The sequence below is a fragment of the Streptomyces sp. NBC_01275 genome, from assembly GCF_026340655.1.
Classification (GTDB): domain Bacteria; phylum Actinomycetota; class Actinomycetes; order Streptomycetales; family Streptomycetaceae; genus Streptomyces.
Map to the genome: position 1 here is coordinate 2,525,741 of NZ_JAPEOZ010000001.1, position 26,639 is coordinate 2,552,379.

Consider the following 26,639-nt stretch of genomic DNA (forward strand, 5'->3'; position numbering starts at 1 on the left):
GGCGGCTTCTTGGGTTTCGCATTCCCCTGGCATGAACGGTTCAGGGCCAGAGTGGCCGAGGCGAGTGATCTACTCGCGTCGAACCACATACAGGGGGTCCTATGAGATCCAATCGTGCCGCGCTGCGCGCCGGGGTGAGCATGGCAGCGACACTGCCCATGATCGCCGGCGCGCTGGCGCTCGGCATACCCGCGGCGCAGGCCGCGGACGGTCCGGCCCGTGACACGCTGGCCGGGACCAAGCCGGCGTGGGCCACGACCAAGGCCGACAAGGGTGCGACCGCGGACAGCGCGCAGGTGTCCGCCCGGGTCTACCTCGCCGGCCGGGACGCCGCCGGCCTCGCCGCGTACGCGAAGGCCGTCGCCGACCCGAGCTCGCCCGTGTACGGCAAGTACCTCTCCGCGAAGCAGTCGCAGGCCCGCTTCGGCGCGACCAAGGCGCAGGTGGCCGCGGTCAAGTCGTGGCTGAAGGCGGCCGGTCTGAAGGTCACGGGCACCACGCAGCACTACGTCTCCGTCACCGGTGACGTGGCCGCCGCCGAGAAGGCGTTCGGCACCCAGCTGCACAACTACACCAAGGGCGCGAAGACTTACCGCGCGCCCTCGAAGACGGCCTCGGCGCCCGCGGCCCTGGACGGCGCGGTCCTGACCGTCACCGGCCTGGACAACGCCCCGCACAAGGCCGCCTCCAAGGACGAACTGCCGCCGCCGGACGCGGTGTTCAAGAACTCCGGGCCGTTCTCGTCGTACTTCGGCTCGAACGTCGCCAGCAGCCTGCCCAGCGCCTACGGCACGAAGATCCCGTACGCCGTGCAGGGCTACACCGGCAAGCAGCTGCGGTCCGCGTACGGCGCGGGCGGCTACACCGGCAAGGGCGTGCGCATCGCCATCACCGACGCGTACGCCTCGCCGACCATCGCCTTCGACGCGGCCACCTACGCGAAGAAGCACGGGGACGCGGACTGGAAGACCAGTCAGCTCACCCAGGTGCTGCCTTCGACGTACACCAAGACCGAGGAGTGCTCGGCGGCTGGCTGGTACGGCGAGGAGACCCTCGACGTCGAGGCCGTGCACGCGGTGGCGCCGGCCGCGAACGTCACCTACGTGGGCGCCGCGTCCTGCTACGACGACGATCTGCTCGACTCGCTCAGCAAGGTCGTCGACAACCACCTGGCCGACATCGTCTCCAACTCCTGGGGCGACATCGAGGCCAACCAGACGCCGGACCTCGCGGCCGCCTACGACCAGGTCTTCCAGTTCGGCGCGGTCGAGGGAATCGGCTTCTACTTCTCCTCCGGCGACAACGGCGACGAGGTCGCCAACACCGGCACGAAGCAGGTCGACACCCCGGCCAACTCGGCATGGGTGACGGCGGTCGGCGGCACCTCGCTGGCGGTCGGCAAGGGCGACAAGTACCTGTTCGAGACCGGCTGGGGCACGGAGAAGGCCGCGCTGGCGACCGACGGCAAGAGCTGGACCGACTTCCCCGGCGCGTTCACCTCCGGTGCGGGCGGCGGCACCAGCAAGACCGTCGCCGAGCCGTTCTACCAGAAGGGCGTCGTCCCGAACGCGCTGGCCACGGCCAACAGCGCGGCCGGCAACCGCGTCGTCCCGGACATCTCGGCGATCGCCGACCCGAACACCGGCTTCAAGGTCGGCCAGACCCAGACCTTCCCGGACGGGTCCGCGCAGTACAGCGAGTACCGCATCGGCGGCACCTCGCTGGCCGCGCCGGTGATCGCGGCGGTGCAGGCCCTGGCCCAGGAGGCGCGCGGCGGCAAGGCGATCGGCTTCGCCAACCCGTCGATCTACGCGACCTACTCGAAGTTCGGCTCGCGGGTCTACCACGACGTCACGGACAACCCGACCGGCTCCGGTCTGGCGGTCGCGCGCGTCGACTTCGCGAACGGTTACGACGCGGCCGACGGCCTGCTGACCTCCGTACGCAGCCTCGGCAAGGACAGCTCGCTGTCCGCGGTGAAGGGCTACGACGACGTCACCGGCGTGGGCACGCCCGCAAGCGGTTACATCGAGTCGTACCGCAAGCACTGAACACTGCCGGCACTGAAACACCGGAGCGCCGGAGCACCGGCACATCGGCACATCGGGAGACCGGCACATCGGGAGACCGGCACATCGGCATGACGGCGGGTGGCGTGAGGTGGACGACACTTCACGCCACCCCCATCGCGTCTCTCTGACGATTACACTGAGGGCGTGCCTCAACTTCGTCTCGCCCTGAACCAGATCGACTCGCGCGTCGGCGACATCGCCGGCAACACCGAAACGATCCTCCGCTGGACCCGGCACTCCGCCGAGCAGGGAGCGCACCTCGTAGCGTTCCCGGAGATGGCGCTGACCGGGTATCCCGTCGAGGACCTGGCCCTTCGGTCGTCCTTCGTCGAGGCCTCCCGCACGGCCCTGCGCACGCTCGCCGCGCGCCTGGCCGAGGAGGGCTTCGGGGAGCTGCCGGTGGTCGTCGGATACCTCGACCGGTCCGAGAACGACCAACCGAAGTTCGGCCGCCCGGCCGGCTCCCCGCGCAACGCGGCGGCGGTCCTGCACGGCGGCGAGGTGGTCCTGTCCTACGCCAAGCACCACCTCCCCAACTACGGCGTCTTCGACGAGTTCCGCTACTTCGTGCCAGGCGACACCCTGCCGGTGGTCCGGGTGCACGGCGTGGACGTGGCGCTCGCGATCTGCGAGGACCTCTGGCAGGACGGCGGCCGGGTGCCCGCGGCGCGCTCCGCCGAGGCCGGTCTGCTGCTCTCCATCAACGCCTCCCCCTACGAGCGCGACAAGGACGACACCCGCCTGGAGCTGGTCCGCAAGCGCGCCCAGGAAGCGGGCTGCACCATCGCCTACCTCGCGATGATGGGCGGCCAGGACGAGCTGGTCTTCGACGGCGACTCCATCGTCGTGGACCGGGACGGCGAGGTCGTCGCGCGGGCGCCGCAGTTCTCCGAGGGGTGCGTGGTCCTGGACCTCGACCTGCCGGCGGCCTCGGCCGACGCGCCGACCGGCGTCGTCGACGACGGGCTGCGCATCGACCGCGTGGTGCTGTCCGAGGAGCCGCTGCCCGCGTACGAGCCCGAGCTGAGCGGCGGGTACGCCGACCGGCTGGACGACGACGAGGAGATCTACTCGGCGCTGGTGGTCGGCCTGCGGGCGTATGTCGCGAAGAACGGGTTCACATCGGTCCTGATCGGCCTGTCGGGCGGCATCGACTCGGCGATCGTCGCGGCGATCGCGTGCGACGCGGTGGGCGCGCAGAACGTGTACGGCGTGTCGATGCCGTCGAAGTACTCCTCCGACCACTCCAAGGGCGACGCGGCGGAGCTGGCCCGGCGTACGGGGCTGAACTTCCGTACGGTGGCGATCGAGCCGATGTTCGACGCGTACATGTCCTCGACGGAGCTGACCGGCCTGGCGGAGGAGAACCTCCAGTCCCGCCTGCGCGGCACGCTCCTGATGGCGATCTCCAACCAGGAGGGCCACATCGTCCTCGCCCCCGGCAACAAGTCGGAGCTGGCGGTCGGCTACTCGACCCTCTACGGCGACTCGGTGGGCGCGTACGGCCCCATCAAGGACGTGTACAAGACGTCGATCTTCCGGCTGGCGGAATGGCGCAACCGCGCGGCGGCCGAACGCGGCCAGACCCCGCCGATCCCCGAGAACTCGATCACCAAGCCGCCGAGCGCGGAACTCCGACCCGGCCAGGTCGACACGGACTCCCTCCCCGACTACCCCGTCCTGGACGCGATCCTCGAGCTGTACGTCGACCGCGACCAGGGCGCCGACGCGATCGTCGCGGCGGGCTACGACCGTGAGCTGGTCGTCAAGACCCTGCGCATGGTGGACACCGCAGAGTACAAGCGGCGCCAGTACCCGCCGGGCACGAAGATCTCGGCAAAGGGCTTCGGCAAGGACCGCCGCCTACCGATCACCAACGCGTGGCGCGAGTCGATCTGACCCCACCCCTCGCCCACCCACCCGATTCGGTAGGCAAAGAGGCCACCCCTCCGGGGCTCCATCCCGGACCTCGGCGGGGCGCCCACTGGAGCGGGAGGTGGCCCGGCGGTTCAGGATGACCCGGATGTCGGCGAACCGTCGGCGGCGGGCGTTGACTTCGAACGGTCGACAGGCCCTGGCCTCCAAGGGCCCCCTCCTGCTGGGCCGTAGTTGGCTGCAACTTGTCTGGTCGAACCACCTCATGCGCCTTCATCCGCCGTCTTGTCGTAGGTGACTCTGCCGTCCGCCCATGGTCAGCGCGCTCCCGCGTTCATCCCGCGCTTCTTGTGCTTGCCCGAGTAAAAGGGCGTCGACGACTACGCCGACAAGTTGCGAGTATTACCTGACCTGCTCAAATAGATCCAGCAGAGCTGGCTTGGTCTGGCCGGACGTAGTACAGCCTGCGTCAAGTGAACTACGCTCAGGAGTCCATCTTGCTTATATGTCTTACCTGAGTGGAACGCATAGCATTTCGGTCAGGGGCAGTGCTGCCGAATGAACGTCGAGGGTTCCATGAACACAGAAGCTTTGGCCTGGGCTGGCACTTTCAGTAGCGCGGTGATCGCGGCGATGGCCACGGACGCTTGGCAAGAAACGCGCACCCGTGTCGTTGGGGTGTGGCAACGATTCCACCCTGCATTTGCAGATAGCATAAATGAACAGCTAGGTGCGGCACAGCTTGCACTCTCGCTTCTGCCTGAGAACCTGCGACATGAAGCTGAGGGCGAACTAGTAAATCGTTGGCGCAATCAAATACTGCAGTTGCTTCAACGTGATCCAGCCGTCAGTGAATTACTGGCGGCTGCTCTTTCAGGAAACCCCGGACAACCCGAAACTCAAGTCCGACAGGTTGGGCATGTTCATGGAAACGGCCGAATCTATATGGCCGGCCGCGATGTGACGATTACCGATCATGACTGATAACCCCAACGATGACGGCACTGGATGGCGACCCTATAGCGCAGCGGACGACTGGAGGGTACAGGGCGATTGGACGATTGAGCCGCCACCCGCAAATGACGCTAATCTCAGCTACGATCCCTCCCCTCCAGAACAGTGGCAAGATGCAGCGGTAAACGAGAAATCTCTCAACATGAACGGGGAGGCGCACGATCAGTCGCGGATTTACATGGCGGGGCGCGATCAGTATGTGACGCAGACCCTGTCTTTCCCAAAGCTGAATCGATCCGCAAAAGACTGGCTTTATTTCCTGGCGATCATGCTATGCGGGTGGATTTTGCGGGGCTTCTGGACCACGTCTCACGGACATGTCTCTTGGAATCTCCTTTTAATCACCGCTCTCCTCGCGATGGGAGCGCTGGGAGCGTCGATACCGCTTTCGCTGAGCATGGCCGAAGACATATGGGAGAATTCGAAAATACAGCCTGGTGGGACCTGGTATCTAGTGAGCGTAGTGACATGCCTCTTGGTGTGCCTTTCTTTGTGTGCTTGCATGGTATTTTTTGCCGTACCGTCTCTCAATGAATCTGGCACATCGTTCGTATCGTGGCTTCGCGATCTACCCGTGATAAGTGATTGGCTTGCCGCTTGAGCTTTCCAGGCCAAAATCCGGCCAACGACGTGTCGTGGCGGCGGCGGACTGGCGGATCGACAGCCTCTCCCGACTGATCGCGATCGCTGGGTACAGACCGAGCCGGTAGGCCCCGACGGCCCGCAACACGTCCAGGTGGCCGGACCGGTCAGGTGCCGGGGGCGGCGAAGCAGATCGCCTCGATGCTTCGCCCTGCCCCGTAGTGGTGCGTCGTCCGCCCTGTCCTGAGCCAGCCGAGGCGCTCGTAAAGACGTATGGCCGCCTGGTCCTTGACCATCACGTCCAGGACCAGGCGGCGGTCATGACTCAGCCCATAGCCCATGGCCGTCCGGACCAACCGCTCGCCCACGGCGCGCCGGCGTGCGTCTCTGACGACGAAGAGTCGGGCCAGTACCCCGATGCGCTGCTCACCCTCCGCGTTCTGTTCGGCCCCCAGAGGTGCAGCCCCCTCGCCACTCGGCCGCATCACCGCCACATGGCCGACGATCCTTCGTTCGGCCTCCGCGACCCAGGCGGCCAGTACGTCGTCGGACCGCAGCCAGTTCTCCGGACGGGCCACCCCCTCGACCGGGTAGCCGTCAGTGATGTGCACGTCGGTCAGAGCCGCCGCGGCACCGGGGAGATCCCCGTCGTCGAAGGGGCGGATGATGACGGTGCTCTGCATGCTGGGCTCCTCGGGCGCTCGGCGATCACTCGACAGACAGTTCGTAGAGCAGCCCGGTCAGGTCGGCGCGGTGCACGTAGCGTGACACTTCGAACGGCGCGCCCTCCTGATCCAGACTCGTGTGCAGGACCAGACGCATGGATGCGCCTCGTCTACCAGGAGACCTGGGTAACTCGGGTCGACGGTGTCCACGCCGCCGAGCGTCAAACCCTCTCAGCGGTCGTCCCACCTCCCCAGCACTCTCCCCTCCCTGGTCGTGCGCATGCTCGATCTCGCAGCCATCCGCGAGGGGGACAAGGTCCTCGAAATCGGCACCGGAACCGGCTACTCCACCGCCATCCTGTGTCACCGCCTCGGCGACAGAAACGTGTACTCCGTCGAGTACGACCCGCAACTCGCCGCCACCGCGGCCGGCCATGTCCACGCCGGCGGGCACTCCCCGACTCTGATCACCGGAGACGGTCTGGCTGGGCACAGGGAGGCAGCCGAATTCGACGCGATCGTCGCCACCTGGGCCGTCAGGCACATCCCTCCCGCCTGGCTCCACCAGGTCCGATCCGGCGGAACCATCACCACGGCCGTCAGCGGATGGATGCTCTCCTCCGGCCTCATCCGCCTCACCGTCCAGGACGACGGCAGCGCCACCGGTACGTTCGCCCAGGACCAGGTCGGTGACATGCTCGCCCGCCCTCACGAACGCCCGCCCCGCCCCACCTACTTCCAGCGTCAGGGCAGGACTCGTCCTACCTGCTTGGACCCCGGTCTGCTGGACGACTGGACAGCAACGGCACCCAGCGCGTCTGGGCCGAAGACACCGAGGGGCCCTCGCGGAGCCTGCCGGTCTGACCAGGCGGCGTTCAACGTGCCGTATGCGCCGCAGCGCCGAAGCACCGCCACCCCGCCACCGTCAGCGAAGCGCCTCCGCCTCCGCCTCCGCCTCCGCCTCCGCCTCCGACCCAGCGCGCCCAGGCGTGCTCACGGCGACCACGCGCTCGCGGCCCGCGCTGGGAGCGCGGCGTACGTCCACGGCGTACGCCACCCCCGCGACCCCCAGGCCCAGCACGGCCAGCCCCGCCCCCGCCACCGCCGGTGACGTCACGCCGAAGCCGGCTGCCAGGGCGAGGCCGCCGATCCAGGCGCCGCCGGCGTTGGCGAGGTTGAAGGCGGCCTGGTTGGCGGAGGAGGCCAGGGACGGGCCTGCGGCGGCCTTCTCCATGACCATCATCTGGAGGGGGGAGCCGGCGACGAACGCGGCCACGCCCAGCAGGACGACCGCCAGGGCCGCGCTCCACGTCGACTGCATGAGCAGCGGGAACAGGGCCAGTACGGCCGCCAGTGAGGTCAGGCCGGCGAAGAGGGTGCCCCGCATGGCGTGGTCGGCGAGCCGGCCGCCCAGGAGGTTCCCTATCGTCGCGCCCACGCCGAACAGGGCCAGCAGCAGCGTGACGCTCGAGTCGGCGTAGCCGGCGGAGTCGGTCAGCATCGGCGTGATGTAGCTGTACGCGGAGAACAGCGCGCCGAAGCCCGCGATCGTGGTGCCCAGGGCCAGCCAGACCGGGAGCGAGCGCAGGGCGGCCAGTTCGCCGCGCAGGCCCGTCGCGGGGGTCGGGTGCGTGTGGTCGCGGGGGATCAGCAGGGCGAGGGAGACGATCGCGGCCACGCCGATGGCGCTGACGCCCAGGAAGGTCGCCCGCCAGCCGAGATGCTGGCCCATGAGGGTGGCGACCGGGACGCCCGCGATGTTGGCGACCGTCAGGCCCAGGAACATCAGCGACACCGAGCGCGCCTTGCGCTCCGGCGCGACCAGGCTGGTGGCGACGACCGCGCCCATGCCGAAGAAGGCGCCGTGCGGGAGGCCGCTGAGGAAGCGGGCGGCCAGGAGGGAGTCATAGCCGGGGGCGAGGGCGGACAGCGCGTTGCCGGCCACGAACAGGCCCATCAGGGACATCAGGACGGTGCGGCGGGACATTCGGGTCGTGACCGCGGCGAGCAGCGGCGCGCCGATGACGACGCCGAGCGCGTACGCGGAGACCAGGTGTCCGGCGGTGGGGAGGGAGAGGTGGAGGTCGTCCGCGACGTCGGGCAGCAGGCCCATCATCACGAACTCGGTGGTGCCGAGGCCGAAGGCACCCACGGCGAGAGCGAGCAGGGCCAGGGGCATGGAGGGCGTCGCCTTTCGGAAAGTCGAGCGGGGAGGGGGTCCGTCAAGCATACGTTTCGTATGTTCAGGGACGGAACAAAGTCTCCCCGGCTCAGTATTCCCACGCGATTCCGGCACATGACCTGCCGATTAAGGTGTGGTGACCTTCACGCGCGCCGCCACCGGCAGATGGTCGCTGCCCGTCTGCGGCAGGGTCCAGGAGGTGACCGGCTCCACGCCCTTCACCATGATCTGGTCGATCCGCGCCATGGGGAACGACGCCGGCCAGCTGAACCCGAAGCCGCTGCCCGCCGCGCCCTGCGTGGACCGCATCTGGGAGGTGACGGCGTTCAGCGAGCGGTCGTTCATCGTGCCGTTGAGGTCGCCGAGCAGCACCACCCGGGTCAGCGTCTCGTCGGCGATCGCCTCGCCCAGCGCGTCCGCGCTCTTGTCGCGCTGCCGGGCGGTGAACCCGGCCTGCAGCTTCACCCGGACCGACGGGAGATGGGCGACGTAGAAGGCGACCTTCCCCTCCGGCGTCGCGACGGTGGCCCGCATGGCGCGTGTCCAGCCCAGCTTGATGTCGACGGACTTCACCCCGCTCAGCGGGTACTTGCTCCACAGCCCGACGGTGCCCTGCACCGAGTGGTACGCGTACGTCGCCGCCAGCGCCTTCTCGTACACCGGCACCGCCGAGGTGGTGAGCTCCTCCAGGGCCACCACGTCCGCGCCGGACGCGGCCACGTCGCGGGCGGTGCCGGAGGGGTCGGGGTTGTCGGCGTTGACGTTGTGGGTGGCGACGGTGAGGTCGCCGCCGCTGCCGGTCTTGTCGGTGAGCAGCCCGCCGAAGAGGTTCAGCCAGACCACGGCCGGCAGGATCACGGCGATCAGCGCGGTGGCGGACTTGCGCACCAGCGCGAGCACGAACAGCACCGGGACGAACACGGCGATCCAGGGCAGGAACGTCTCCGTGAGGCTGCCTAGGTTGCCGAACCGGTTCGGGATGCGCGAGTGCAGCAGCATCACCAGGGACAGGGCCAGCGCGATGCCGGCGAGGACCAGACCCCGCCGCCAGATGCGCGGATCGTCGCGCCACCCCGCGGACAGACGGCCGAGCAGACGTCCGATCAGGCGCCGAAGCCGGGCTCCCCGACGCTCGGGTCCCGAGCCGCCGTTGCCGTCCGTCTCCGTCATGTACGCCTGCTGCGCCATACCGTCGCCTCACTGCCTGCCGTGCACACCGTACGTCCCCCCGGTGTATGACCCTAGGGGATGATCGGCTTTGTTCTCGCCGTCCCGTGACGGCCGTACGGGCACCATGACGAACAAGGCGGCGTCAGGGGTTCCGGTCCCGGCGCACGGGGACGGGTCTGTGACGGAACGCTCACATTACGGCGGTGCGGTGGGAGCGGATCACGGCTGCGCGGTGGGCGAACTGACGGGGCGTAGCCCGGCGAGCAGCGTGTCGACTATGCACTCCGCGAGATCGTCGGCGAGATCGGCGTCGGGGCGCAGCACGGCGCGGACCAGCATGGGGCCGACGAAGAGGTCGTTCACCAGCTCCACGTCGAGATCGGCGCGGAGTTCGCCGTTCTCCTGTCCGCGGCGCAGGACCTCGGTGCCCAGCCTGCGCCGGGGCGCTATGACCGTGTTGTGGTACGCCGCCCAGATCTTGGGGCTGCTCTTCATCTGGGCGTGGACGTTGTGCAGGATCGCCGAGGAGCGGTTGGCCAGTCCGCGCCGGCGCAGCGACTCCAGCAGCACGATCAGGTCGTCGCGCATGGAGGTGCCGGGGAGTTCGGGGTCCTCGGGCTCGGCGGCGCGCAGGACGTCGACGAAGAGCTCCTCCTTGCCGCTCCAGCGGCGGTAGATCGTGGCCTTGCCGACGCCCGCGGTCCGGGCGATGCGCTCGATGGAGATCTCGGCGAGCGGGACGCCTTCCTCCAGCAGCTTCATGGTGCCCTCGATGATGGCCCGCTCCACGGCCTCACTCCGCGGCCGGCCCCTGACGGGCTGTTCCACGACGCTCTCACGGTCGGCGAGGCCCACGTCCATCGATCCTTTCGTCGCACTGCGGAGATTGTCGCTCAAGGGGCGTCAGGACCCGGTCGGGGGCACCCTGTCGGGGGACTCCTGTCAGGGGACTCCTGTCAGGGGCGGCGGCGGCTTCCGGGCTGCCGCCGCCCCTACGACCGTGTCACGACTCCGTGCGCACCAACTCCCCTTCCTCGGTGGTCTCCTGGGCGGGCTTCGGCCGGCCCGGCAGGAACGCGGCCACCACGACCGCGCCGACGAGCGCGACCCCGGCGCCGCACAGCGCGGCGACGTGCATGGCGTGCAGGAACGCGTCGTCGGCCGGAGTGACCAGGCTCCGGCCCTGGGCGCCGAGCTTCGACGCGACCCCGAGCGTCGCCTCGATGGACTCGCCCGCCGTGTCGCGCAGGGCCGCCGGCAGCGTGCCGAGGTGGCCCTCGATGCCGCTGCGGTACGACGCGGACAGCACGGAGCCGAGGACGGCGATGCCGAGCGCGCCGCCGAGCTGACGGAAGGTGTTGCTCAGCGCGGAGGCCGAACCGGCCTTCTCGCGGGGCAGGGCCTGCATGATGACGACGCTGGTCGGGGTCATGACGTGGGCCATTCCGGCGCCCATGAAGAAGAAGACGACCTCCAGGATCCAGATCGGCGTGTCGGCGTCCAGCGTGGCGAACGCGGTCAGGGTCGCCGTCAGGACGAGCATGGCCGCCGTGGTCGTGGCCCTGACTCCGAAGCGGTCGACGACCAGCCGGGCGCGGGGCGCGAAGATCAGCTGGGCGGCGGCCAGCGGCAGCAGGAGCAGGCCGGACTGCAGCGGCGAGTAGCCGCGCACGCTCTGGGTGTAGAACACCGAGAAGAACGTGACGCCCATCAGCGCGAAGAAGACCAGCGTGATGACGGCCATGGCGGCCGAGAACACCTTGTTCTTGAAGTAGGTGACGTCTATCGACGGATGGTCGCTGCGCGCCTCGAACACGACGAACGCGGCGAGGACGACCAGGCCGGCCGCGATGGTCGCCAGGACGGTCGGGTCGGTGAAGTCGGCCAGCTCGCCGCCCTTGATGATGCCGTAGACGAGCAGGACCAGGCCGACGACGGACAGGACGACGCCGACGGGGTCGATCCGGCCCGGGTTCGGGTCGCGGGAGTCGGGCACCAGCCACAGCATCAGCGCGAACGCGATCAGCACGATCGGCACGTTGATGAGGAAGACCGAGCCCCACCAGAAGTGGTCGAGCAGGAGTCCGCCGGTGATCGGGCCTATGGCGATGGCCAGGCCGACGCCGCCCGCCCAGATGCCGATGGCCTTGGGCTGCTCGTCGCGCTCGAAGACGTTCATCAGGACGGCGAGGGTGGCCGGCATGACGAAGGCGGCGCCGAGGGCCATCAGCGCGCGGAAGGCGATCAGCTGGGCGGGCGAGCCGGACTCGGCGGCGAGCGCGGAGCCGATGCCGAAGACGGCGAGACCGCCGAGCAGGACCTTCTTGCGGCCGATGCGGTCGCCGAGGAGGCCCGCGGAGAACAGCAGGCCCGCGAAGACGAGCGTGTAGGAGTTGATCGCCCACTCCAGCTCGCTCTGCGTGGCGCCGAGGCCGGTCGGGGCGGGGGTCGAGATCGTCTTGATCGCGACGTTCAGGATCGAGTTGTCCAGCACCACGATCAGCAGGCTCAGCATCAGCACGCCGAGGATCGCCCAGCGGCGCCGGTGCACCTCTTCCGGTATCCGGGGAGCCACGGGGACGGCAGGAGTAGTCATGTCGTCGAGGGTAGGACCATTCCGATACGAGACCGTCTCGTATCGGATCGTTTTCGGAATCCTTTACTGAGGCCTTACCCACAGGGGGCGGTCTGGCCCCGCCTGGCACGAGGTGCCACCATGGAGGTGGTCCGGGGACGCCGTAAGGGCGCCTCGAGATGACGAAGGAGCCGTTGCAATGACGCAGCTTTCGGCTGCCCAGACGAAGCCCTCCGACGGCAGCAAAGCGCTGTACGGAGGGAAGGGCACACGCCGTATCACCGTTCGCGACCTCGGCCTCGCCAAGGAACGCGGCGAGAAGTGGCCCATGCTGACCGCCTACGACGCGATGACCGCGTCCGTCTTCGACGAGGCCGGCATCCCGGTGATCCTGGTGGGCGACTCGGCGGGCAACTGCCATCTGGGGTACGAGACGACCGTGCCCGTCACCCTCGACGAGATGACCATGCTGTCGGCGGCCGTGGTCCGGGGCACCCAGCGCGCCCTGGTCGTCGGCGACCTGCCGTTCGGCTCGTACCAGGAAGGGCCCGTGCAGGCGCTGCGCTCGGCGACCCGCCTGGTGAAGGAGGCCGGCGTCGGCGCCGTGAAGCTGGAGGGCGGCGAGCGCTCGCACCGGCAGATCGAGCTGCTGGTGGAGTCCGGGATCCCGGTCATGGCGCATATCGGCCTGACCCCGCAGTCCGTGAACGCCATGGGCTACCGCGTCCAGGGCCGGGGCGAGGAGGCGGCCCAGCAGCTGCTGCGGGACGCCAAGGCCGTCCAGGACTCGGGCGCGTTCGCGGTGGTCCTGGAGCTGGTTCCGGCGGAGCTGGCGGCCGAGGTCACCCGTGTCCTGCACATCCCGACCATCGGCATCGGCGCCGGGCCGGAGACGGACGCGCAGGTGCTGGTGTGGACCGACATGCTCGGGCTGACCGGCGGACGGATGCCGAAGTTCGTCAAGCAGTACGCGAACCTGCGTGCGGTCATGGGCGACGCGGCGAAGGCGTTCGCGGAGGACGTCGTGGGCGGAACGTTCCCGCAGGAAGAGCACAGCGTGCACTGAGCACAGCGTCCACTGAGCACGTGCACCGAGCACAGCCTGCGCTGGAGCACTGCTCCACCACCGAGCCATCTCGGCACCAAGGCAGCCCGCCGATCTTCCCCCGTCGGCGGGCTGCCGCCTTTCCAGCGGTCTGCCACCGGCCCCTCCGCGGCCTGTCGGCGGAATGTCGGCGATATGTCGGCAGCCTTCTCGTCCTGTCGGTCGTCTGTAGGCGGTTTGTCGGTGGGCGCTGGCACGGTTCTTTCCATGACGCGAATCGACAAGGACCCCAACGACGCGGGAAGCGCCGTGACCGTGCGGGGGTTGGTCAAGCACTACGGCGAGACCAAGGCGCTGGACGGGGTCGACCTGGATGTGCGCGAGGGCACCGTGATGGGCGTGCTCGGCCCGAACGGCGCCGGCAAGACCACCCTCGTGCGGATCCTGTCCACCCTGCTCGCCCCCGACGCCGGCGGGGCGACCGTCGCCGGCTACGACGTGGTACGGCAGCCGAGGCAGTTGCGGCGAGTGATCGGACTCACCGGGCAGTACGCCTCCGTGGACGAGAAGCTCCCCGGCTGGGAGAACCTCTACATGATCGGGCGGCTGCTCGACCTGCCCCGCAAGGACGCCCGGGCCCGCGCCGACGAGCTGCTGGAGCGGTTCTCGCTGACCGAGGCCGCCAAGCGGCCGGCGAGCACGTACTCCGGCGGGATGCGGCGGCGGCTGGACCTGGCCGCGTCGATGATCGGGCGGCCGCAGGTGCTGTTCCTCGACGAGCCGACCACCGGGCTCGACCCGCGCACCCGCAACGAGGTGTGGAGCGAGGTCAAGGCCATGGTCGGGGACGGGGTGACCGTGCTGCTGACCACCCAGTACATGGAGGAGGCCGAGCAGCTCGCCTCCGAGCTGACCGTCGTCGACCGGGGCAAGGTCATCGCCAACGGCCGTATCGAGGAACTGAAGGCGAAGGTCGGCGGGCGGACGCTGCGCGTACGGCCGGTCGATCCGCTCCAGGTGCGGCCGCTCGCCCGGATGATCGACGAGCTGGGCATCACCGGGCTCGCCGGCACCACCGTGGACACCGACGGCGGCGCCCTGCTGGTGCCGATCCTCAGCGACGAGCAGCTGACCGCCGTGGTCGGCGCGGTGATCGCGCGCGGTATCACCGTATCCGCCATCAGCACCGAACTTCCCAGCCTGGACGAGGTGTTCCTGTCCCTCACCGGCCATCCTGCCAGTGCTCCGCAGAACACCGAGCCCGCCGAGACCCGCGAGGAGGTCGCCGTATGAGCGCCGCCACCGTCACCGCGACGGACGCCACCGCGACGGCCGACGCCGACGCCCGTATCCCCCTGCGCGGCCATCTGCGCCATACGGGGGCGCTGATCCGCCGCAACCTGCTGTGGATCCGGCAGGACCCCGAGTCGATGTTCGACGCCCTGCTGATGCCGATCGTCTTCACCCTGCTGTTCGTGTACGTCTTCGGCGGCTCGATCGGGCAGGCCCTGGGCGGCGGACAGGACGGGTATGTGCAGTACGTGATCCCCGGCATGATCGCGATGATGAGCATGACGCTGTCCCAGGGCGTCGGCACCGGATTCAGCCAGGACTTCAACTCCGGCGTCATGGACCGCTTCCGGTCCCTGCCGATCGGGCGCGGCTCGGTGCTGTTCGCGAAGATCACGGTGGAGCTGGCGCGGATGCTGTTCGCGACCACCGTGCTGATGATCGTCGCCGTCCTGGTCGGGTTCGACATCACCAGCTGGCCCGGTCTGCTCGCGGCCGTGGGCCTGGCCACGGTGTTCGCCTCGTCGATCATGTGGGTGTTCCTCACCCTGGGCGTGATCCTGAAGAACGCGCAGTCCGTGCAGGCGATGGGCTTCCTGGTGCTGTTCCCGCTGCAGTTCGGCTCGTCGATCTTCGCGCCGCCGCAGTCGATGCCGGGCTGGCTGCAGACCTTCACCGACTACAACCCGTTGTCCACGCTGGCCGACGCGGCGCGCGGTCTGATGGTGGGCGGCCCGGTCGCGCACGACCTGTGGGTGACGCTGGGCTGGTCGGTGGCGATCACCGCGGTGATGGCGCCGGTCGCGATCCACAAGTTCCGCACGAAGAGCTGACGATCACGAAGCGCCGGCCATCATGCAGCGCCGACGATCATGCAGCGCCGACGCCCCGGCGTCGGTGTCACACCAGGGCGGTGGCCTCCTCGTAGGAGAGGCCGCCGCCCTCGGCGTACGCCCGCTCGTACGCCTCGTCGTCGAGGGCGGCGCGGGTGCGTTTCCGGGCCAGGGCGTGCATCTCGCGCTCCAGGCGCACGAAGACGTGGCGGGGCGGCAGCAGGGCTTCGGCGGCGCCCAGACAGCGGGCGGCGGCGGTGGCGCGGGCGCCGCCGTCGACGCCCGCGACGGCGGCCGCGGCGATGGTCAGGTAGAAGGAGCGCATGTGCGGGGCGATGGCCATGGACAGCGGGTTGCCGGCCTGCGTCAGGGCCTGACGGACGGTGGTCAGGGCCTGGGCCCAGTGGCCTTCGACCGTGTCCAGGCAGGCCTCCGCGCCCAGGATGATGGCGTCGAAGATGACGAAGTGCGCGATGCTGAACTGCTCGCGCAGCAGCCGCAGTTGCTCGCGTGCCTCGGTGTGGCGGCCGGTCAGGCCGAGCCAGCCGACCAGGTAGAGCCGGGCGGCGGGCATGGCCTCGTTGAGGGTCCCCTCCTGGGTCTCGATCACCTCGCGCAGGATGCGCTCGCCGCGCTCGGCGTCGCCCCCCTCCAGCAGCACGTTGCCCAGCCGGGCGTGCAGGACCGCCGACTGGGCGTGGGCGCCGAGCTGTTCGGTGAGCTCGATGGCCGTGTCGTAGTCGGCGGCGGCCGCACGGTAGGAGCCGAGGTGTTCATGGGCCTCGGCGCGCGCGGACAGGGCCTCGGTGGTGCCCCAGGCGTCGCCGCGGCGGCGGAAGATCTCCAGGGCCTCCTCGGCGTCCTCGAGGGCGTCGCCGGCCCAGTCGGAGCGGTTGGCGAGGAGATTGGCGCGCAGTTGGAGGCAGTTGGCGAGCTCCCACTCGTAGCCGGGGGTGTCGCGGCAGGTGGCTACGTTGGCGTCGACGATCTCGCGGAAGCGGCCCATGTCGCCGGTCAGCATCACGGCGTAGAACCAGAGCAGGCCGGGGACGCGGCAGGTCTGCGGGAGGCCCGGCTCGTAGGCCTGGGCGATCAGACGCAGCCTGTGCTGGGCGGCCGGGGTCTGCCAGGCGTCCAACTCGGTTTCCATGCAGGCGAGATGGGCGAGGTGGACACCGCGCCGGGCCTCGACGAGGGTCTCGCCGGTGAGCGGCGGCGGGGTGTCGGTGCAGGGCTTCCACACGGGGGCGGCCGGGCGCAGGGGTTCGGCGAAGGGGTCGGGGCCCAGGGACATGACCTCGCGGCACCAGGTGCGGGCCTCGATGCGCAGGTCGCGCATCGTCCAGTACCAGACGAGGGAGAGGGCGAGGCTGAGCGCCTCCTGCTCGTCGCGGGCGGCGACGGCGCGGCGCAGCGCGGTGCGCAGGTTCTCGTACTCCAGCTGGAGCAGGTCGACGGCGGCCCGCTGCTCGGAGCCGCGCAGCAACGGCTCGGTGGTGCGGGCGAGTTCGCGGTAGTACGTCAGATGCGCGCGCTCGGCGTCGGCGCGTCGTCCGGACTCGTCCAGCCGCTCGCCCGCGTACTCGGCGACGGTCTCCAGGAGCCGGTAGCGCATCTCGCCGCCGGGGGCCGGGGCGGCGACGACGAGGGACTTGTCGACGAGGGAGGCGAGACGGCCGAGCACGTCGTGGACGGCCGGGCCGCACACCGTCTCGACGGCCGTGAGGTCGCAGCCGCGGGCGAAGACCGACAGGCGGGCCAGGACGGCGCGTTCGTCCCTGTCGAGCAGGTCCCAGGACCAGTCGACGACCGCGCGCAGCGTCTGCTGACGGGGCAGGACGGTCCGGCTGCCGGACGTCAGCAGCCGGAAGCGGTCGTCGAGCCGGTCGGCTATCTGACGGGGCGTCAACATCCGTAGGCGGGCGGCGGCGAGCTCGATGGCGAGGGGCAGGCCGTCGAGGCGGCGGCAGATCTCGGCGCAGGCCGCCGCCGTCTCGGCGTCGGCGTCGATCCGGAAGCCGGGGCGGGCGGCCGCTCCCCGGTCGGCCAGCAGGCGCAGCGCGACCGGCTCCGGCAGCGGCTCCAGCGGGCGCAGCAACTCCCCCGGTACGCCGAGGGGTTCACGGCTGGTGGCCAGCACCGTGATCTCCGGGCAGCGGGCCAGCAGTTCCTCGGCGAGGCGGGCGGCGGCCTCGACGACGTGTTCGCAGTTGTCGAGGATGATCAGCAGGCGGCGCCGGGCGCAGTGCTCGACGAGCCGCTCCACGGGGTCGTCGTGCCGTTCGCTCGCCGCCCGCAGCTCCTCGGCGCCGGCGCCGTACAGCACGGTCTCGCGGGCGCCCACGGCGGTGAGGACGGCCTGCGGCACGGCGTCCGGGTCGGCGACCGGCGCGAGCTCGGCCAGCCACACCCCGTCCGGCACCGCCTCCCGCACGGCCTCGGCCGCCTCCTGCGACAACCGCGTCTTCCCGGCCCCGCCCGGCCCGAGCAACGTCACCAGCCGCGCCCCCGCGAGATCCCCCCGTATGGCCTCGATGTCGCCTTCCCGTCCGACGAAGGAGGTGAGCCGGGCGCGGAGGTTGCCGGGGGGCGGGGACGACGGGGCGGGGAAGGCCGCAGAGGGCGACCCCCCGGGGCTTCCCTGCCTCAGGGGACTTCCTGGCTCCAAGGGGCTTGCGGGCTTCAGGGGGCTTCCGTGCACCACGGGGCGGGAGGAGTTCCCGGAGCTTCCGCGTCCCATGGGGCGCGGCGGCTCCGGGGGGCTCTCCAGGTCACCGGTGCTGAGCAACTCCGTGTGCAGGGAGCGCAGTTCGGGGCCGGGGTCGGAGCCGAGGCGGTCGGCCAGGAGGTGGCGTACGGCGTCGTAGGCGGCCAGGGCCTGGGCGGTGCGGCCCGCGTCGCGCAGGGCGCGCAGGCGCAGCGCCTGGAGGGGCTCGTCCAGGGGGTGGGCGTCGCACAGGGCGGTGAGCTCGGGCAGCGACTGCTCGGCGTGGCCCAGGGCGAGGGCGGCGGTGTGGCGGACGCGCAGCGCGTCGAGGTGACGGGCCTCGCAGCGGGCCGCCTCCGCGGTGCGGTCGGGCAGGTCGGCGAGAGGCGGCCCGTGCCAGAGGGCGAGGGCGTCGTCGAGGAGGGCGGCCGCCTTGGCGGGGTCGCCGTCGGCGAGGGCGCGGACGCCGTCGCCGGTCAGCCGCTCGAAACGGTGCAGATCGACGTCGTCGGGCGCGGCGGCGAGCCGGTAGCCGCCCTCCGCGGAGGCGACGGTGTCCGCGCCCAGGGCCCGGCGCAGCCGCCCGACCAGCGCCTGCAGCGCGCCCGGCGCGTCGGCGGGCGGGTCGCCGGCCCAGACCTCCTCCACCAACAGCCCCGCCGGCACGGTCCGTCCGGCCCGCAGCGCCAGCACGGTGAGCAGGGCGCGCAGCCGGGCCCCGCCGACGGCGACGGGGACGCCGTCGGGACGGAGTGCCTGAGTGGTGCCGAGGATGCGATAGCGCACGGGGTCCATTCTCTACGGAGCGGTAGGGGAGGGTCACGGGGAACACCCACCCAACTAGGAACCGATGGCCCACCGCGAGACGTTTTCCCCGTACGCCCGGTACGGTCGGGCGATTCCACGTGTGCGTACGAGTTCAGGGGGCCCCATGACCACCACCGCCACCAGCCGCAGTGACCGGCGGGTCAGTCCCGTGTTCGTCGGGATCCTGGCCGTCACGGCGGTGACGGGCTGGGCCTCCTGGACCGGGTTCGCCGAGCAGCCCGGCGTGGCCGTGTTCCTGTTCGTGACGGCGGCCTGGATCGTGTCCCTGTGTCTGCACGAGTACGCACACGCGCGTACCGCCCTGCACGGCGGTGACATCACGGTCGGCGCCAAGGGATATCTGACCCTGAACCCGCTCAAGTACACGCACGCCCTGCTCAGCATCGTGCTCCCCGTGGTCTTCGTGATCATGGGCGGGATCGGTCTGCCCGGTGGCGCCGTGTTCATCGAGCGCAGCCGGATCCAGGGCCGCTGGAAGCACAGCCTGATCTCGGCGGCGGGCCCGCTGACGAACGTGCTGTTCGCCGCGGTGTGCACGGCCCCGTTCTGGCTGGACGCGCTGGACGGCGTGCCGGACGACTTCCGGTACGCACTCGCCTTCCTCGCCCTGCTCCAGGTCACGGCCGCGATCCTGAACTTCCTGCCGGTGCCCGGTCTGGACGGCTACGGCGTGATCGAGCCCTGGCTGTCGTACGGCGTCAAGCGGCAGGTCGAGCCGTTCGCGCCGTTCGGCCTGCTGTTCGTGTTCGCCCTGCTGTGGGTGCCCTCGGTCAACAGCGCGTTCTTCGACATGATCGACGCGGTGCTGCGCGGCCTGAACGTCGGCGACTTCGACACGTACTGCGGTCAGTCGCTGTACCGCTTCTGGGAGGGCACGAACGAGTACTGCGCGGTCAGCCGGTGACCGACCCGGCGGACTTCCGGACCTTCTCGCGCTTCACGTAGTACCAGGTCATGTTGGACGACAGGCCCGCGAGCAGCACCCACACGATCCCCAGGAAGCTGCCCTGCACGAAGGAGACCACGGCGGCGGCCACGGCCAGCACGCAGACGACGAGGGTGTAGAGGGCGAGGCGGGGCATGGGGTCGGCTCCTGTCGGGGGACACTGCGGGCGTTCGTCGACCAGTGTCCCCCATCCGCGCCGTCCCCCGTCCGCGCCGTCCCCCTCCGCGCCGTCCCCCGTCCGCAGTGTCCGCGGCGCTGCGTCCGTCGGCTCACACGTCGGTGACGCGCAGCCCCGCGTGGGCCTTGTAGCGGCGGTTGACGGAGATCAGGTTGGCGACCAGGGACTCCACCTGGTGGGCGTTGCGCAGCCGGCCGGCGAAGACGCCCCGCATGCCGGGGATGCGGCCGGCCAGCGCCTGCACGATCTCGACGTCGGCGCGCTCCTCGCCCAGCACCATCACATCGGTGTCGATCTCCTCGATCTCCGGGTCCTGGAGCAGGACCGCCGAGAGGTGGTGGAAGGCGGCGGCGACCCGGGAGTCGGGCAGCAGGGCGGCGGCCTGCTCGGCGGCGCTGCCCTCCTCCGGCTTCAGCGCGTACGCGCCCTTCTTGTCGAAGCCGAGCGGGTTGACGCAGTCGACGACGAGCTTGCCCGCCAGCTCCTCGCGCAGCGACTCCAGCGTCTTGCCGTGGCCGTCCCACGGCACGGCGACGATCACGATGTCGCTGCGGCGCGCGGTGTCGGCGTTGTCGGCGCCCTCGACGCCGTGCCCGAGCTCCTCGGCTGCGGTCTGGGCGCGGTCGGCGGCGCGCGAGCCGATGATCACCTTCTGGCCGGCCTTGGCGAGCCGGTAGGCGAGGCCCTTGCCCTGCGGGCCGGTCCCGCCGAGCACGCCGACGACGAGCCCGGAGACGTCGGGAAGGTCCCACGGGTCCTTGGCGGGGGCCTTCGCCGGGGCGCTCGCGGGGGTGGTCTGTGCACTGTCGGTAGAGGTCATGGGCCGACTTTACGTGGGCGTCGGAGGCGGCCCTTCCCCGTCCGGGGTGAATCGGCGGCGAACCCCGCACGGGCGACGGCCGGCTGCGGCAGGATGCGGCGGCATGGACGCCGTACGGGTCGCGCTGCTGCGTGAGGTGCTCGCCGGGACGGAGTGGCTGGGCGCCACCCGGAGGTTCGCGGAGGTGCTGCGCGGCTCCGTGGTGTCGCACGGGGGCGGGTTGCTGCTGGTGGGCACGGCCGTCTACGAGCCCTGGCATCTCGCGGCGCATCTGGTGGACGAGGCCGCGTGGTCGGGTACGCCGGAACTGGCGCCGACGCTCGTACGGCATGACGCCCGCCCGTCCGATCCGGCGCAGCTCGCGGTCGGCCTGGGCCGGATCGAGGCGGCCCGGCGGGGCGAGACACTGCTGGTGGCCTCGCCGGAGGGGGACGCGGCGCTCCTGGAACGGGTGTCGGGCGCGCGGCGGGCCGGGGTGACGATCCTCGCCCTCGGCCCCGGCGAGGGCGAGCTGACGGCTCTCGCCCACGAGACGCTGGCCGTGCCGGACGGCTCCGAGCTGGACCTGGACACCGTGCAGCACCTGGTGAGCGCGGCGGCCGGGGAGAACGCGCGGACCTCTCCGCGGCGCCGCCGCCGTTTCCGCGACCGGCTGTCGAGGCTGGCGGAGTCCCTGACGGCCCCGCCCCCGCCCCCTTGGTGACACGCCCCTGACACTCCCGGCCGACGCTCCCTGGGGACCCCCCTGCCGACACCCCCGCCCGAAAACTCCCTGCCGACGGAAAAGCGGTTGCCCCGGGCTTCCGTCTCCGCAGAGCATGGCCTCCCGTGACCGACGACGCCCCCGCTCCTCCCGCTGCCCCCTCCGCACCCTCCGGACTGCGGGCGATCCTCCCGGACCTCGCCCCCTGGCGGGCCTCCCGGGACTTCCGTCGGCTGTGGATGTCGGGGCTGGTGTCGAACTTCGGCAGCTTCCTGACGTTCGTCGCGCTGCCGGTACAGCTGAAGGACCTGACGGGGTCCGCCGCGGCGGTGGGCGCGATCGGCGCCGTGGAACTCGTCCCGCTCGTGGCGTTCGGGCTGTACGGCGGTGCGCTCGCGGACGCGTGGGACAAGCGGAAGCTGATCCTGTGGACCGAGGTGGGGCAGGGCCTGCTCTCCCTCGTGCTGCTGCTCAACGCCCTTGTGCCGAGCCCTGCGGTCTGGCCGCTGTACGTCGTGGCCGCCCTGTCCTCCGCCCTCGTCTCCGTCCAGCGTCCCGCGATGGACTCGCTGTGGCCGCGGATCGTGGCCCATGAGCACCTCCCGGCCGCGACCTCGCTGAACGCCCTGCGCTGGACCGTCGGCGGGGTCGCCGGACCGGCCGCGGCGGGGATCGTCGTCGCCTACGCGGGCCTGGGCTGGGCCTACGCCGCCGACGCCCTCACCTTCCTCGTGTCCGTCGCCCTCGTCGTGCGCATCGCCTCCTCCCCCGCCGCGCACGAGGCCGCCAAGCCGTCGTGGCAGGCGATCGCGGAGGGCGCGCGGTACGCGTGGGGCCGCAAGGAGCTGCTGGGGACGTACGCCGTGGACCTCGCGGCGATGTTCCTGGCGATGCCGCTGGCCGTGCTGCCGTTCCTCGCGGACGAGCTGGACGCCCCGTGGTCGCTGGGGCTGATGTACGCGAGCGTCCCGGCCGGGTCGATGCTGGTGAGCCTGACCAGCGGCTGGACCTCCCGGGTACACCGGCACGGGCGGATGGTGGCGCTGTCGGCCGCGATGTGGGGGCTGGCCATCGCGGGCGCGGGGCTGGTGGGCGACGTGTGGCTGGTGCTGCTGTTCCTGACCCTCGCCGGGGCGTTCGACATGATCAGCGGGATCTTCCGCGGGGCCATGTGGAACCAGACGATCCCGGACGAGCTGCGCGGCCGGCTCGCCGGGATCGAGCTGCTGTCCTACTCGGTGGGGCCGACGCTCGGCCAGGTGCGGACCGGCGGGTTCGCGGCCTGGCTGGGGGTGCGGACGTCCGTCTGGTCGGGCGGGGTGCTGTGCGTGGGCGCGGTGGGGCTGCTGGCCGTGTGCCTTCCGGGGCTGATGAGGTACGACGTCCGCACGAACGAGCACGCGGCGCGACTGCGCGCGCAACGCGCGGCCGCGCCCACGCCTGTCACCGAGGCCTGATCAGTCGTCGTCAGTCGCCGTCAGTCGTCTTCCGGGGCGCCGCCCGCCGGGGCGTCGTGCCACTTGGGGTCGTTCTCCCACTGGAGGTTGCGTTCGCGGGCGCTCTCCATGGCGTGCTCGGCCTCCACGCGGCTGGGGTACGGGCCGAAGCGGTCCTTGCCGGGGCAGTCCGGCCCCTCCTCGACCTTCTTGTGCTCCAGGCAGTAGTACCACTCGCCCGGCTTACCGACGGTCCGCTTCTTGAACAGGGGCATGACCGGCTCCTCTCGCCACCGTCATGTTCCCCCATGGCCGCTCGTTAGACTCGCCGATATGTCTGGCCAGTCGCTGCTCGTTCCAGGGGAGCTGTCCCCCACCCGTTCCGTGCCCGGAAACATCCGCCGGCCCGAGTACGTCGGCAAGCCGGCGCCGACCCCGTACACCGGACCGGAGGTGCAGACGCCCGAGACGATCGAGGCGATGCGCCGGGCCGGCCGGATCGCCGCGCAGGCGATGGCGGAGGCCGCGAAGCTGATCGCGCCGGGCGTCACCACCGACGAGCTGGACCGGGTCGCGCACGCGTACATGTGCGACCACGGCGCCTACCCGTCGACGCTGGGCTACCGCGGCTTCCCCAAGTCCCTGTGCACCAGCGTCAACGAGGTGATCTGTCACGGCATCCCGGACTCGACGGTCCTGAACGACGGCGACATCGTCAACCTCGACGTGACCGCGTACATCGGCGGGGTGCACGGCGACAACAACGCGACCTACCTGGTCGGGGACGTCGACGAGGAGTCGCGGCTGCTGGTGGAGCGGACCCGGGAGTCCCTGGCCCGGGCGATCAAGGCGGTCCGGCCGGGCCGCCAGGTCAACATCATCGGACGGGTCATCGAGTCGTACGCCAAGCGCTTCGGGTACGGCGTGGTCCGGGACTTCACCGGGCACGGCATCAACTCGTCGTTCCACTCCGGGCTGATCATCCCGCACTACGACAGCCCGCACGCGACGACCGTCATCCAGCCCGGGATGACCTTCACGATCGAGCCGATGCTGACGCTGGGGACGCACGACTACGACATGTGGGACGACGGCTGGACGGTCGTGACGAAGGACCGCAGGCGCACGGCCCAGTTCGAGCACACGCTGGTGGTGACGGAGACGGGCGCGGAGATCCTGACCCTGCCGTAACGGATTGGAGGACCCGTTCCCTGCCGGGGGCGGGTCTTTCTCTTGTACGCTTTTACCGACAAGGCGTCGGCAAACCCATTGACTTAGGTAAGCCTTACCTTAGAGGATCTGGGCATGGACTCGTTCTCGACACTCATCCGCACGGCGTCCCACGAGCAGCATGTGGAGGCCGAGACCTCGACGTTCATGAGCGACCTCCTCGGCGGGAGGCTCGGCGTCGAGGCGTACGCGCGCTACACCGAGCAGCTCTGGTTCGTGTACGAGGCGCTGGAGACCGGCGCCGGGCGGCTCGCCTCGGACCCGGTGGCCGGACCCTTCGTCCAGCCCGAGCTGTTCCGGCTGCCGGCGCTGGAGCGGGACCTGGCGCATCTGCGCGGGCCCGACTGGCGGACGGGACTGTCGGCCCTGCCGGCGACCCAGGCGTACGCGACGCGGGTGCGGGAGTGCGCCGAGCGCTGGCCGGCCGGGTACATCGCGCACCACTACACGCGCTACCTCGGCGACCTCTCCGGCGGGCAGATCATCCGCGACAGGGCCGAGCGGACCTGGGGCTTCGAGAGGAAGGGCGACGGCGTCCGCTTCTACGTCTTCGAGGAGATCGGCAACCCGGCGGCCTTCAAGCGGGGTTACCGGGAGCTGCTGGACGCGGTGCGCGCGGACGACCTGGAGAAGCAGCGGATCGTGAGCGAGTGCAAGAAGGCGTTCGCCCTGAACACGGCGGTCTTCCACGCCCTGGGCGAGGAGTTCCCGCTCTCGGCGTGAACACGGGGCGCCGGGCTCCTCGCTTCCCAGCGAGGGGCCCGGCGCCCTGTCACGTCAGAGGCGGCGACAGTGCGCGCCGCCCCAGACGATGTCGGAGGACGAGGTGTCGATCGCGCCGAAGTACGGGCTGCAGATGCCGTCGTCCCCGCCGAAGTGGTGGTGCCGGGGGCCCTCGTCGGCGGTGGCGGTCGTCGCGCCGACGGCGGTCAGGGCGAGACCCAGGACAGTGGCGGCCAGGACTGATCGGATACGCATGGTGTTCCTCTCACGGTGACTGAGCGGTCACGCCCAGTGGTCCCCGCTCCTCTCCGCGCGCACACGCTGGACCACCCGTACGGCCGCCTGTCCGCGGGCTCAGCGCTCCAGGAACACCCGTCCGCCGATCTCCACCCAGCCGTACGGCTGGGGGGCGGTGAGGATCTGGGAGCCGGAGCCCTGGGTGATGTTCAGGGCGCGGCCCAACTGCTCGGTGAGCAGCAGCGCGGCCGCGCCGGTCGCCTCGTCCTCGTCGACGCCGTCGTCGCGGCCGGGGAAGGCGCGGGCGCGGACGCGGCCCGCGGGCTCGTCCTCCCAGGCCCAGGCGTAGATCCACTCCCCCTTCGGCGGCACGGCCAGGTCGTCGACCTCGGCGGCGCTGGCATGCTGACGAAGGGTGCGCGGCGGGGCCCACTCGGCCCGCGCCTCGATCCAGCTGAACTCCCCGTCCAGGCGGGTGCCCACGACCCCGGCCGGGGTGACGAGCTCGGGCACGTCGAGCAGCCAGGCCGTGCCCACGCAGGGGTGGCCGGCGAAGGGCAGACGCAGGGTGGGCGTGTAGATGTCGATGATCCCGCGCTCGGGGTCGTCGACGAACACCGTCTCGCTGAAGCCGAGTTTCGCCGCGAGGTCCTGTCGGTCCTCGCGGTCCGGCAGCACCGAGCCTTCGCGAACCACGCCCAGTTCGTTGCCGTAGCCGCCGTTCGGCGCGCAGAAGACGCGGAGCACGTCGTAATCAGTCACTTGCGCATTGAAGCATCGTCCGGGCCGCCGCCCCGCCCTCGCCGCGGACCTGCCGGCGGCACAGGGGGTCGTACGCGTGTGCGGTCGCCCTGTCGCGGAGTGGACCGCGCCGGAGCCGGCCCTGCGCCGGGCCGTGCTCCCCCAGGCCGCGTCCCTCTCTTCCCCTTCACCGTGGCGGAGGCGGTCCGCATGGGACGCGCGCCGCACGCCTCCTCCCCCGCCGAGGACGATCTCGCGGTCGCCGGCGCGATGGCCGCGACCGAGGCGACGGCCTTCGCCGAGCGCCCGTTCTCCGCGCTGAGCGGCGGCGAGCGGGCCCGGATGGCGCTCGCCCGGGCGCTGGCCCAGCGCACGCCCCTGCTGCTCCTGGACGAGCCGACCGCCGCCCTGGACCTGAAGCATCAGGAACTGGTGCTGCGGCCGTGCCGGGAAAGGGCGCACGCGGGGGACGCGGTGGTCGTGGTGTTGCACGATCCGGGGCTCGCCGCCGCCTATGCGCACCGGGTGGCGATTCTGTGCGCCGGGCGCGTCGCGGCGGACGGCCCGCCGGCCGAGGTGTTCACCGAGCGGCTGCTGTCGGAGGTCTACGACCAGCCGGTGGAGGTGCTTCCGCACCCGCGGACGGGCGCGGTCCCGGTGACGCCCCGACGGAGTCTTTGAACTTCCTTTGACCTTTCCATGGCAACTGTTTTTGGCCACCGTGATCGGGTCGTGTCGTTACGGCTCCCATGAGAGGTGAATCACGGACCGGGCGGGTATTACCAAG

Annotated in this window: 23 protein-coding genes and 3 pseudogenes; 14 read left to right on the forward strand and 12 right to left on the reverse strand. The window is 70.8% G+C overall.

The window, feature by feature from the left end:
- Nucleotides 1–101: 101 nt before the first annotated feature.
- The 4 genes from OG562_RS10910 (at nucleotide 102) to OG562_RS10925 (ending at nucleotide 5,562) form a co-directional block, all read left to right on the forward strand.
- Nucleotides 102–2,051, forward strand: coding sequence for a protease pro-enzyme activation domain-containing protein (locus OG562_RS10910; protein ID WP_266396205.1), 1,950 nt, complete (start codon nucleotides 102–104; stop codon nucleotides 2,049–2,051).
- A 165-nt stretch (nucleotides 2,052–2,216) separates the two neighbouring features.
- On the forward strand, nucleotides 2,217–3,971 hold the full coding sequence (locus tag OG562_RS10915; RefSeq protein ID WP_266396207.1) for an NAD+ synthase: 1,755 nt from the start codon (nucleotides 2,217–2,219) through the stop codon (nucleotides 3,969–3,971).
- A gap of 552 nt (nucleotides 3,972–4,523) precedes the next feature.
- Nucleotides 4,524–4,931 (forward strand): hypothetical protein, encoded by a 408-nt coding sequence (locus OG562_RS10920; RefSeq protein WP_266396208.1) that lies wholly within the window; start codon nucleotides 4,524–4,526, stop codon nucleotides 4,929–4,931.
- Nucleotides 4,924–5,562 (forward strand): hypothetical protein, encoded by a 639-nt coding sequence (locus tag OG562_RS10925; protein ID WP_266396210.1) that lies wholly within the window; start codon nucleotides 4,924–4,926, stop codon nucleotides 5,560–5,562. Before OG562_RS10920 ends, OG562_RS10925 begins: the two co-directional genes overlap by 8 nt.
- Nucleotides 5,563–5,710: 148 nt before the next feature.
- Here the strand turns inward: OG562_RS10925 and OG562_RS10930 are convergent, their stop codons facing one another.
- Both OG562_RS10930 and OG562_RS10935 read right to left on the reverse strand, forming a co-directional pair.
- Nucleotides 5,711–6,226 (reverse strand): GNAT family N-acetyltransferase, encoded by a 516-nt coding sequence (locus OG562_RS10930; RefSeq protein WP_266396212.1) that lies wholly within the window; start codon nucleotides 6,224–6,226, stop codon nucleotides 5,711–5,713.
- Between the two features lie 25 nt (nucleotides 6,227–6,251).
- Nucleotides 6,252–6,356, reverse strand: a pseudogene (locus OG562_RS10935) (GntR family transcriptional regulator); the annotation flags it as partial.
- Nucleotides 6,357–6,488: 132 nt separating this feature from the next.
- Here OG562_RS10935 and OG562_RS10940 point away from each other — a divergent pair.
- Nucleotides 6,489–6,752, forward strand: a pseudogene (locus OG562_RS10940) (methyltransferase domain-containing protein); the annotation flags it as partial.
- Between the two features lie 381 nt (nucleotides 6,753–7,133).
- Here the strand turns inward: OG562_RS10940 and OG562_RS10945 are convergent.
- The 4 genes from OG562_RS10945 to OG562_RS10960 all read right to left on the reverse strand — a co-directional run bounded on the left by OG562_RS10945 (nucleotide 7,134) and on the right by OG562_RS10960 (nucleotide 12,156).
- Nucleotides 7,134–8,387, reverse strand: coding sequence for an MFS transporter (locus tag OG562_RS10945; protein ID WP_266396213.1), 1,254 nt, complete (start codon nucleotides 8,385–8,387; stop codon nucleotides 7,134–7,136).
- A gap of 129 nt (nucleotides 8,388–8,516) precedes the next feature.
- Nucleotides 8,517–9,578: an endonuclease/exonuclease/phosphatase family protein gene (locus tag OG562_RS10950; protein ID WP_266396214.1), complete on the reverse strand. Its 1,062-nt coding sequence runs from the start codon at nucleotides 9,576–9,578 to the stop codon at nucleotides 8,517–8,519.
- Nucleotides 9,579–9,779: 201 nt separating this feature from the next.
- A complete protein-coding gene (locus tag OG562_RS10955) occupies nucleotides 9,780–10,421 on the reverse strand; it encodes a TetR/AcrR family transcriptional regulator (protein WP_266396215.1) in 642 nt (213 codons plus the stop codon).
- 142 nt (nucleotides 10,422–10,563) lie between these two features.
- Nucleotides 10,564–12,156 carry an MFS transporter gene (locus tag OG562_RS10960; RefSeq protein WP_266396217.1) on the reverse strand — a complete coding sequence of 531 codons (1,593 nt, stop codon included), beginning with the start codon at nucleotides 12,154–12,156 and terminating at the stop codon, nucleotides 10,564–10,566.
- A gap of 178 nt (nucleotides 12,157–12,334) precedes the next feature.
- On the opposite strand from OG562_RS10960, the gene panB reads away from it, so the two are divergent.
- The 3 genes from panB to OG562_RS10975 all read left to right on the forward strand — a co-directional run bounded on the left by panB (nucleotide 12,335) and on the right by OG562_RS10975 (nucleotide 15,303).
- Complete coding sequence (panB, locus tag OG562_RS10965; RefSeq protein WP_266396218.1) at nucleotides 12,335–13,201, forward strand: 3-methyl-2-oxobutanoate hydroxymethyltransferase; 867 nt, start codon at nucleotides 12,335–12,337, stop codon at nucleotides 13,199–13,201.
- A 246-nt stretch (nucleotides 13,202–13,447) separates the two neighbouring features.
- On the forward strand, nucleotides 13,448–14,473 hold the full coding sequence (locus OG562_RS10970) for an ATP-binding cassette domain-containing protein (protein ID WP_266396220.1): 1,026 nt from the start codon (nucleotides 13,448–13,450) through the stop codon (nucleotides 14,471–14,473).
- Nucleotides 14,470–15,303, forward strand: a complete 834-nt coding sequence (locus OG562_RS10975) for an ABC transporter permease (RefSeq protein WP_266396222.1) — start codon at nucleotides 14,470–14,472, stop codon at nucleotides 15,301–15,303. The genes OG562_RS10970 and OG562_RS10975 overlap by 4 nt, the downstream gene beginning before the upstream one ends.
- Before the next feature lie 67 nt (nucleotides 15,304–15,370).
- Here OG562_RS10975 and OG562_RS10980 read toward each other — a convergent pair whose 3' ends face one another.
- Entirely contained in the window at nucleotides 15,371–18,805 is a 3,435-nt protein-coding gene (locus OG562_RS10980) for a BTAD domain-containing putative transcriptional regulator (protein WP_266396224.1), read from the reverse strand.
- Between the two features lie 136 nt (nucleotides 18,806–18,941).
- Between OG562_RS10980 and OG562_RS10985 the strand changes: the two genes are divergently transcribed.
- Nucleotides 18,942–19,742, forward strand: coding sequence for a site-2 protease family protein (locus OG562_RS10985; RefSeq protein ID WP_266396226.1), 801 nt, complete (start codon nucleotides 18,942–18,944; stop codon nucleotides 19,740–19,742).
- Here the strand turns inward: OG562_RS10985 and OG562_RS10990 are convergent.
- A complete protein-coding gene (locus OG562_RS10990; protein WP_266396228.1) occupies nucleotides 19,732–19,920 on the reverse strand; it encodes a hypothetical protein in 189 nt (62 codons plus the stop codon). The genes OG562_RS10985 and OG562_RS10990 overlap by 11 nt on opposite strands.
- A gap of 133 nt (nucleotides 19,921–20,053) precedes the next feature.
- Nucleotides 20,054–20,782, reverse strand: a complete 729-nt coding sequence (npdG, locus tag OG562_RS10995) for an NADPH-dependent F420 reductase (protein WP_266396229.1) — start codon at nucleotides 20,780–20,782, stop codon at nucleotides 20,054–20,056.
- Nucleotides 20,783–20,885: 103 nt separating this feature from the next.
- Between npdG and OG562_RS11000 the strand changes: the two genes are divergently transcribed.
- Both OG562_RS11000 and OG562_RS11005 read left to right on the forward strand, forming a co-directional pair.
- Nucleotides 20,886–21,485: a hypothetical protein gene (locus tag OG562_RS11000; RefSeq protein ID WP_266396231.1), complete on the forward strand. Its 600-nt coding sequence runs from the start codon at nucleotides 20,886–20,888 to the stop codon at nucleotides 21,483–21,485.
- A gap of 125 nt (nucleotides 21,486–21,610) precedes the next feature.
- Nucleotides 21,611–22,942, forward strand: a complete 1,332-nt coding sequence (locus OG562_RS11005) for an MFS transporter (protein ID WP_266396232.1) — start codon at nucleotides 21,611–21,613, stop codon at nucleotides 22,940–22,942.
- 20 nt (nucleotides 22,943–22,962) lie between these two features.
- On the opposite strand, the gene OG562_RS11010 is transcribed toward OG562_RS11005, so the two are convergent.
- On the reverse strand, nucleotides 22,963–23,196 hold the full coding sequence (locus OG562_RS11010; RefSeq protein WP_266396234.1) for a hypothetical protein: 234 nt from the start codon (nucleotides 23,194–23,196) through the stop codon (nucleotides 22,963–22,965).
- Nucleotides 23,197–23,254: 58 nt separating this feature from the next.
- Here OG562_RS11010 and map point away from each other — a divergent pair, with 58 nt between their 5' ends.
- Both map and OG562_RS11020 read left to right on the forward strand, forming a co-directional pair.
- Nucleotides 23,255–24,112 (forward strand): type I methionyl aminopeptidase, encoded by an 858-nt coding sequence (map, locus tag OG562_RS11015; protein ID WP_266396235.1) that lies wholly within the window; start codon nucleotides 23,255–23,257, stop codon nucleotides 24,110–24,112.
- Between the two features lie 114 nt (nucleotides 24,113–24,226).
- Nucleotides 24,227–24,874 (forward strand): heme oxygenase (biliverdin-producing), encoded by a 648-nt coding sequence (locus OG562_RS11020; RefSeq protein WP_266396237.1) that lies wholly within the window; start codon nucleotides 24,227–24,229, stop codon nucleotides 24,872–24,874.
- 54 nt (nucleotides 24,875–24,928) lie between these two features.
- Here OG562_RS11020 and OG562_RS11025 read toward each other — a convergent pair whose 3' ends face one another.
- Together OG562_RS11025 and OG562_RS11030 are read right to left on the reverse strand one after the other, a co-directional pair.
- Nucleotides 24,929–25,129: a hypothetical protein gene (locus OG562_RS11025; protein ID WP_266396239.1), complete on the reverse strand. Its 201-nt coding sequence runs from the start codon at nucleotides 25,127–25,129 to the stop codon at nucleotides 24,929–24,931.
- 99 nt (nucleotides 25,130–25,228) lie between these two features.
- Nucleotides 25,229–25,873 carry a PhzF family phenazine biosynthesis protein gene (locus tag OG562_RS11030; RefSeq protein ID WP_266396240.1) on the reverse strand — a complete coding sequence of 215 codons (645 nt, stop codon included), beginning with the start codon at nucleotides 25,871–25,873 and terminating at the stop codon, nucleotides 25,229–25,231.
- Nucleotides 25,874–25,907: 34 nt separating this feature from the next.
- Here OG562_RS11030 and OG562_RS11035 point away from each other — a divergent pair.
- Nucleotides 25,908–26,533, forward strand: a pseudogene (locus OG562_RS11035) (ATP-binding cassette domain-containing protein); the annotation flags it as partial.
- Nucleotides 26,534–26,639: the final 106 nt, after the last annotated feature.

Excerpts from the sequence above, each read along its gene's own strand:
- OG562_RS10950 (WP_266396214.1), bottom strand. The coding sequence starts at position 9,578 with ATGGCGCAGCAGGCGTACATGACGGAGACGGACGGCAACGGCGGCTCG.
- OG562_RS10920 (WP_266396208.1), top strand. The coding sequence starts at position 4,524 with ATGAACACAGAAGCTTTGGCCTGGGCTGGCACTTTCAGTAGCGCGGTG.
- OG562_RS10945 (WP_266396213.1), bottom strand. The coding sequence starts at position 8,387 with ATGCCCCTGGCCCTGCTCGCTCTCGCCGTGGGTGCCTTCGGCCTCGGC.
- OG562_RS10990 (WP_266396228.1), bottom strand. The coding sequence starts at position 19,920 with ATGCCCCGCCTCGCCCTCTACACCCTCGTCGTCTGCGTGCTGGCCGTG.
- OG562_RS11010 (WP_266396234.1), bottom strand. The coding sequence starts at position 23,196 with ATGCCCCTGTTCAAGAAGCGGACCGTCGGTAAGCCGGGCGAGTGGTAC.
- OG562_RS10955 (WP_266396215.1), bottom strand. The coding sequence starts at position 10,421 with ATGGACGTGGGCCTCGCCGACCGTGAGAGCGTCGTGGAACAGCCCGTC.
- panB (WP_266396218.1), top strand. The coding sequence starts at position 12,335 with ATGACGCAGCTTTCGGCTGCCCAGACGAAGCCCTCCGACGGCAGCAAA.
- npdG (WP_266396229.1), bottom strand. The coding sequence starts at position 20,782 with ATGACCTCTACCGACAGTGCACAGACCACCCCCGCGAGCGCCCCGGCG.
- OG562_RS11020 (WP_266396237.1), top strand. The coding sequence starts at position 24,227 with ATGGACTCGTTCTCGACACTCATCCGCACGGCGTCCCACGAGCAGCAT.
- OG562_RS10985 (WP_266396226.1), top strand. The coding sequence starts at position 18,942 with ATGACCACCACCGCCACCAGCCGCAGTGACCGGCGGGTCAGTCCCGTG.
- OG562_RS10970 (WP_266396220.1), top strand. The coding sequence starts at position 13,448 with ATGACGCGAATCGACAAGGACCCCAACGACGCGGGAAGCGCCGTGACC.
- OG562_RS10910 (WP_266396205.1), top strand. The coding sequence starts at position 102 with ATGAGATCCAATCGTGCCGCGCTGCGCGCCGGGGTGAGCATGGCAGCG.
- OG562_RS11000 (WP_266396231.1), top strand. The coding sequence starts at position 20,886 with ATGGACGCCGTACGGGTCGCGCTGCTGCGTGAGGTGCTCGCCGGGACG.
- OG562_RS10980 (WP_266396224.1), bottom strand. The coding sequence starts at position 18,805 with ATGGACCCCGTGCGCTATCGCATCCTCGGCACCACTCAGGCACTCCGT.
- OG562_RS10960 (WP_266396217.1), bottom strand. The coding sequence starts at position 12,156 with ATGACTACTCCTGCCGTCCCCGTGGCTCCCCGGATACCGGAAGAGGTG.
- OG562_RS10925 (WP_266396210.1), top strand. The coding sequence starts at position 4,924 with ATGACTGATAACCCCAACGATGACGGCACTGGATGGCGACCCTATAGC.
- map (WP_266396235.1), top strand. The coding sequence starts at position 23,255 with ATGTCTGGCCAGTCGCTGCTCGTTCCAGGGGAGCTGTCCCCCACCCGT.
- OG562_RS10975 (WP_266396222.1), top strand. The coding sequence starts at position 14,470 with ATGAGCGCCGCCACCGTCACCGCGACGGACGCCACCGCGACGGCCGAC.
- OG562_RS10930 (WP_266396212.1), bottom strand. The coding sequence starts at position 6,226 with ATGCAGAGCACCGTCATCATCCGCCCCTTCGACGACGGGGATCTCCCC.
- OG562_RS11025 (WP_266396239.1), bottom strand. The coding sequence starts at position 25,129 with ATGCGTATCCGATCAGTCCTGGCCGCCACTGTCCTGGGTCTCGCCCTG.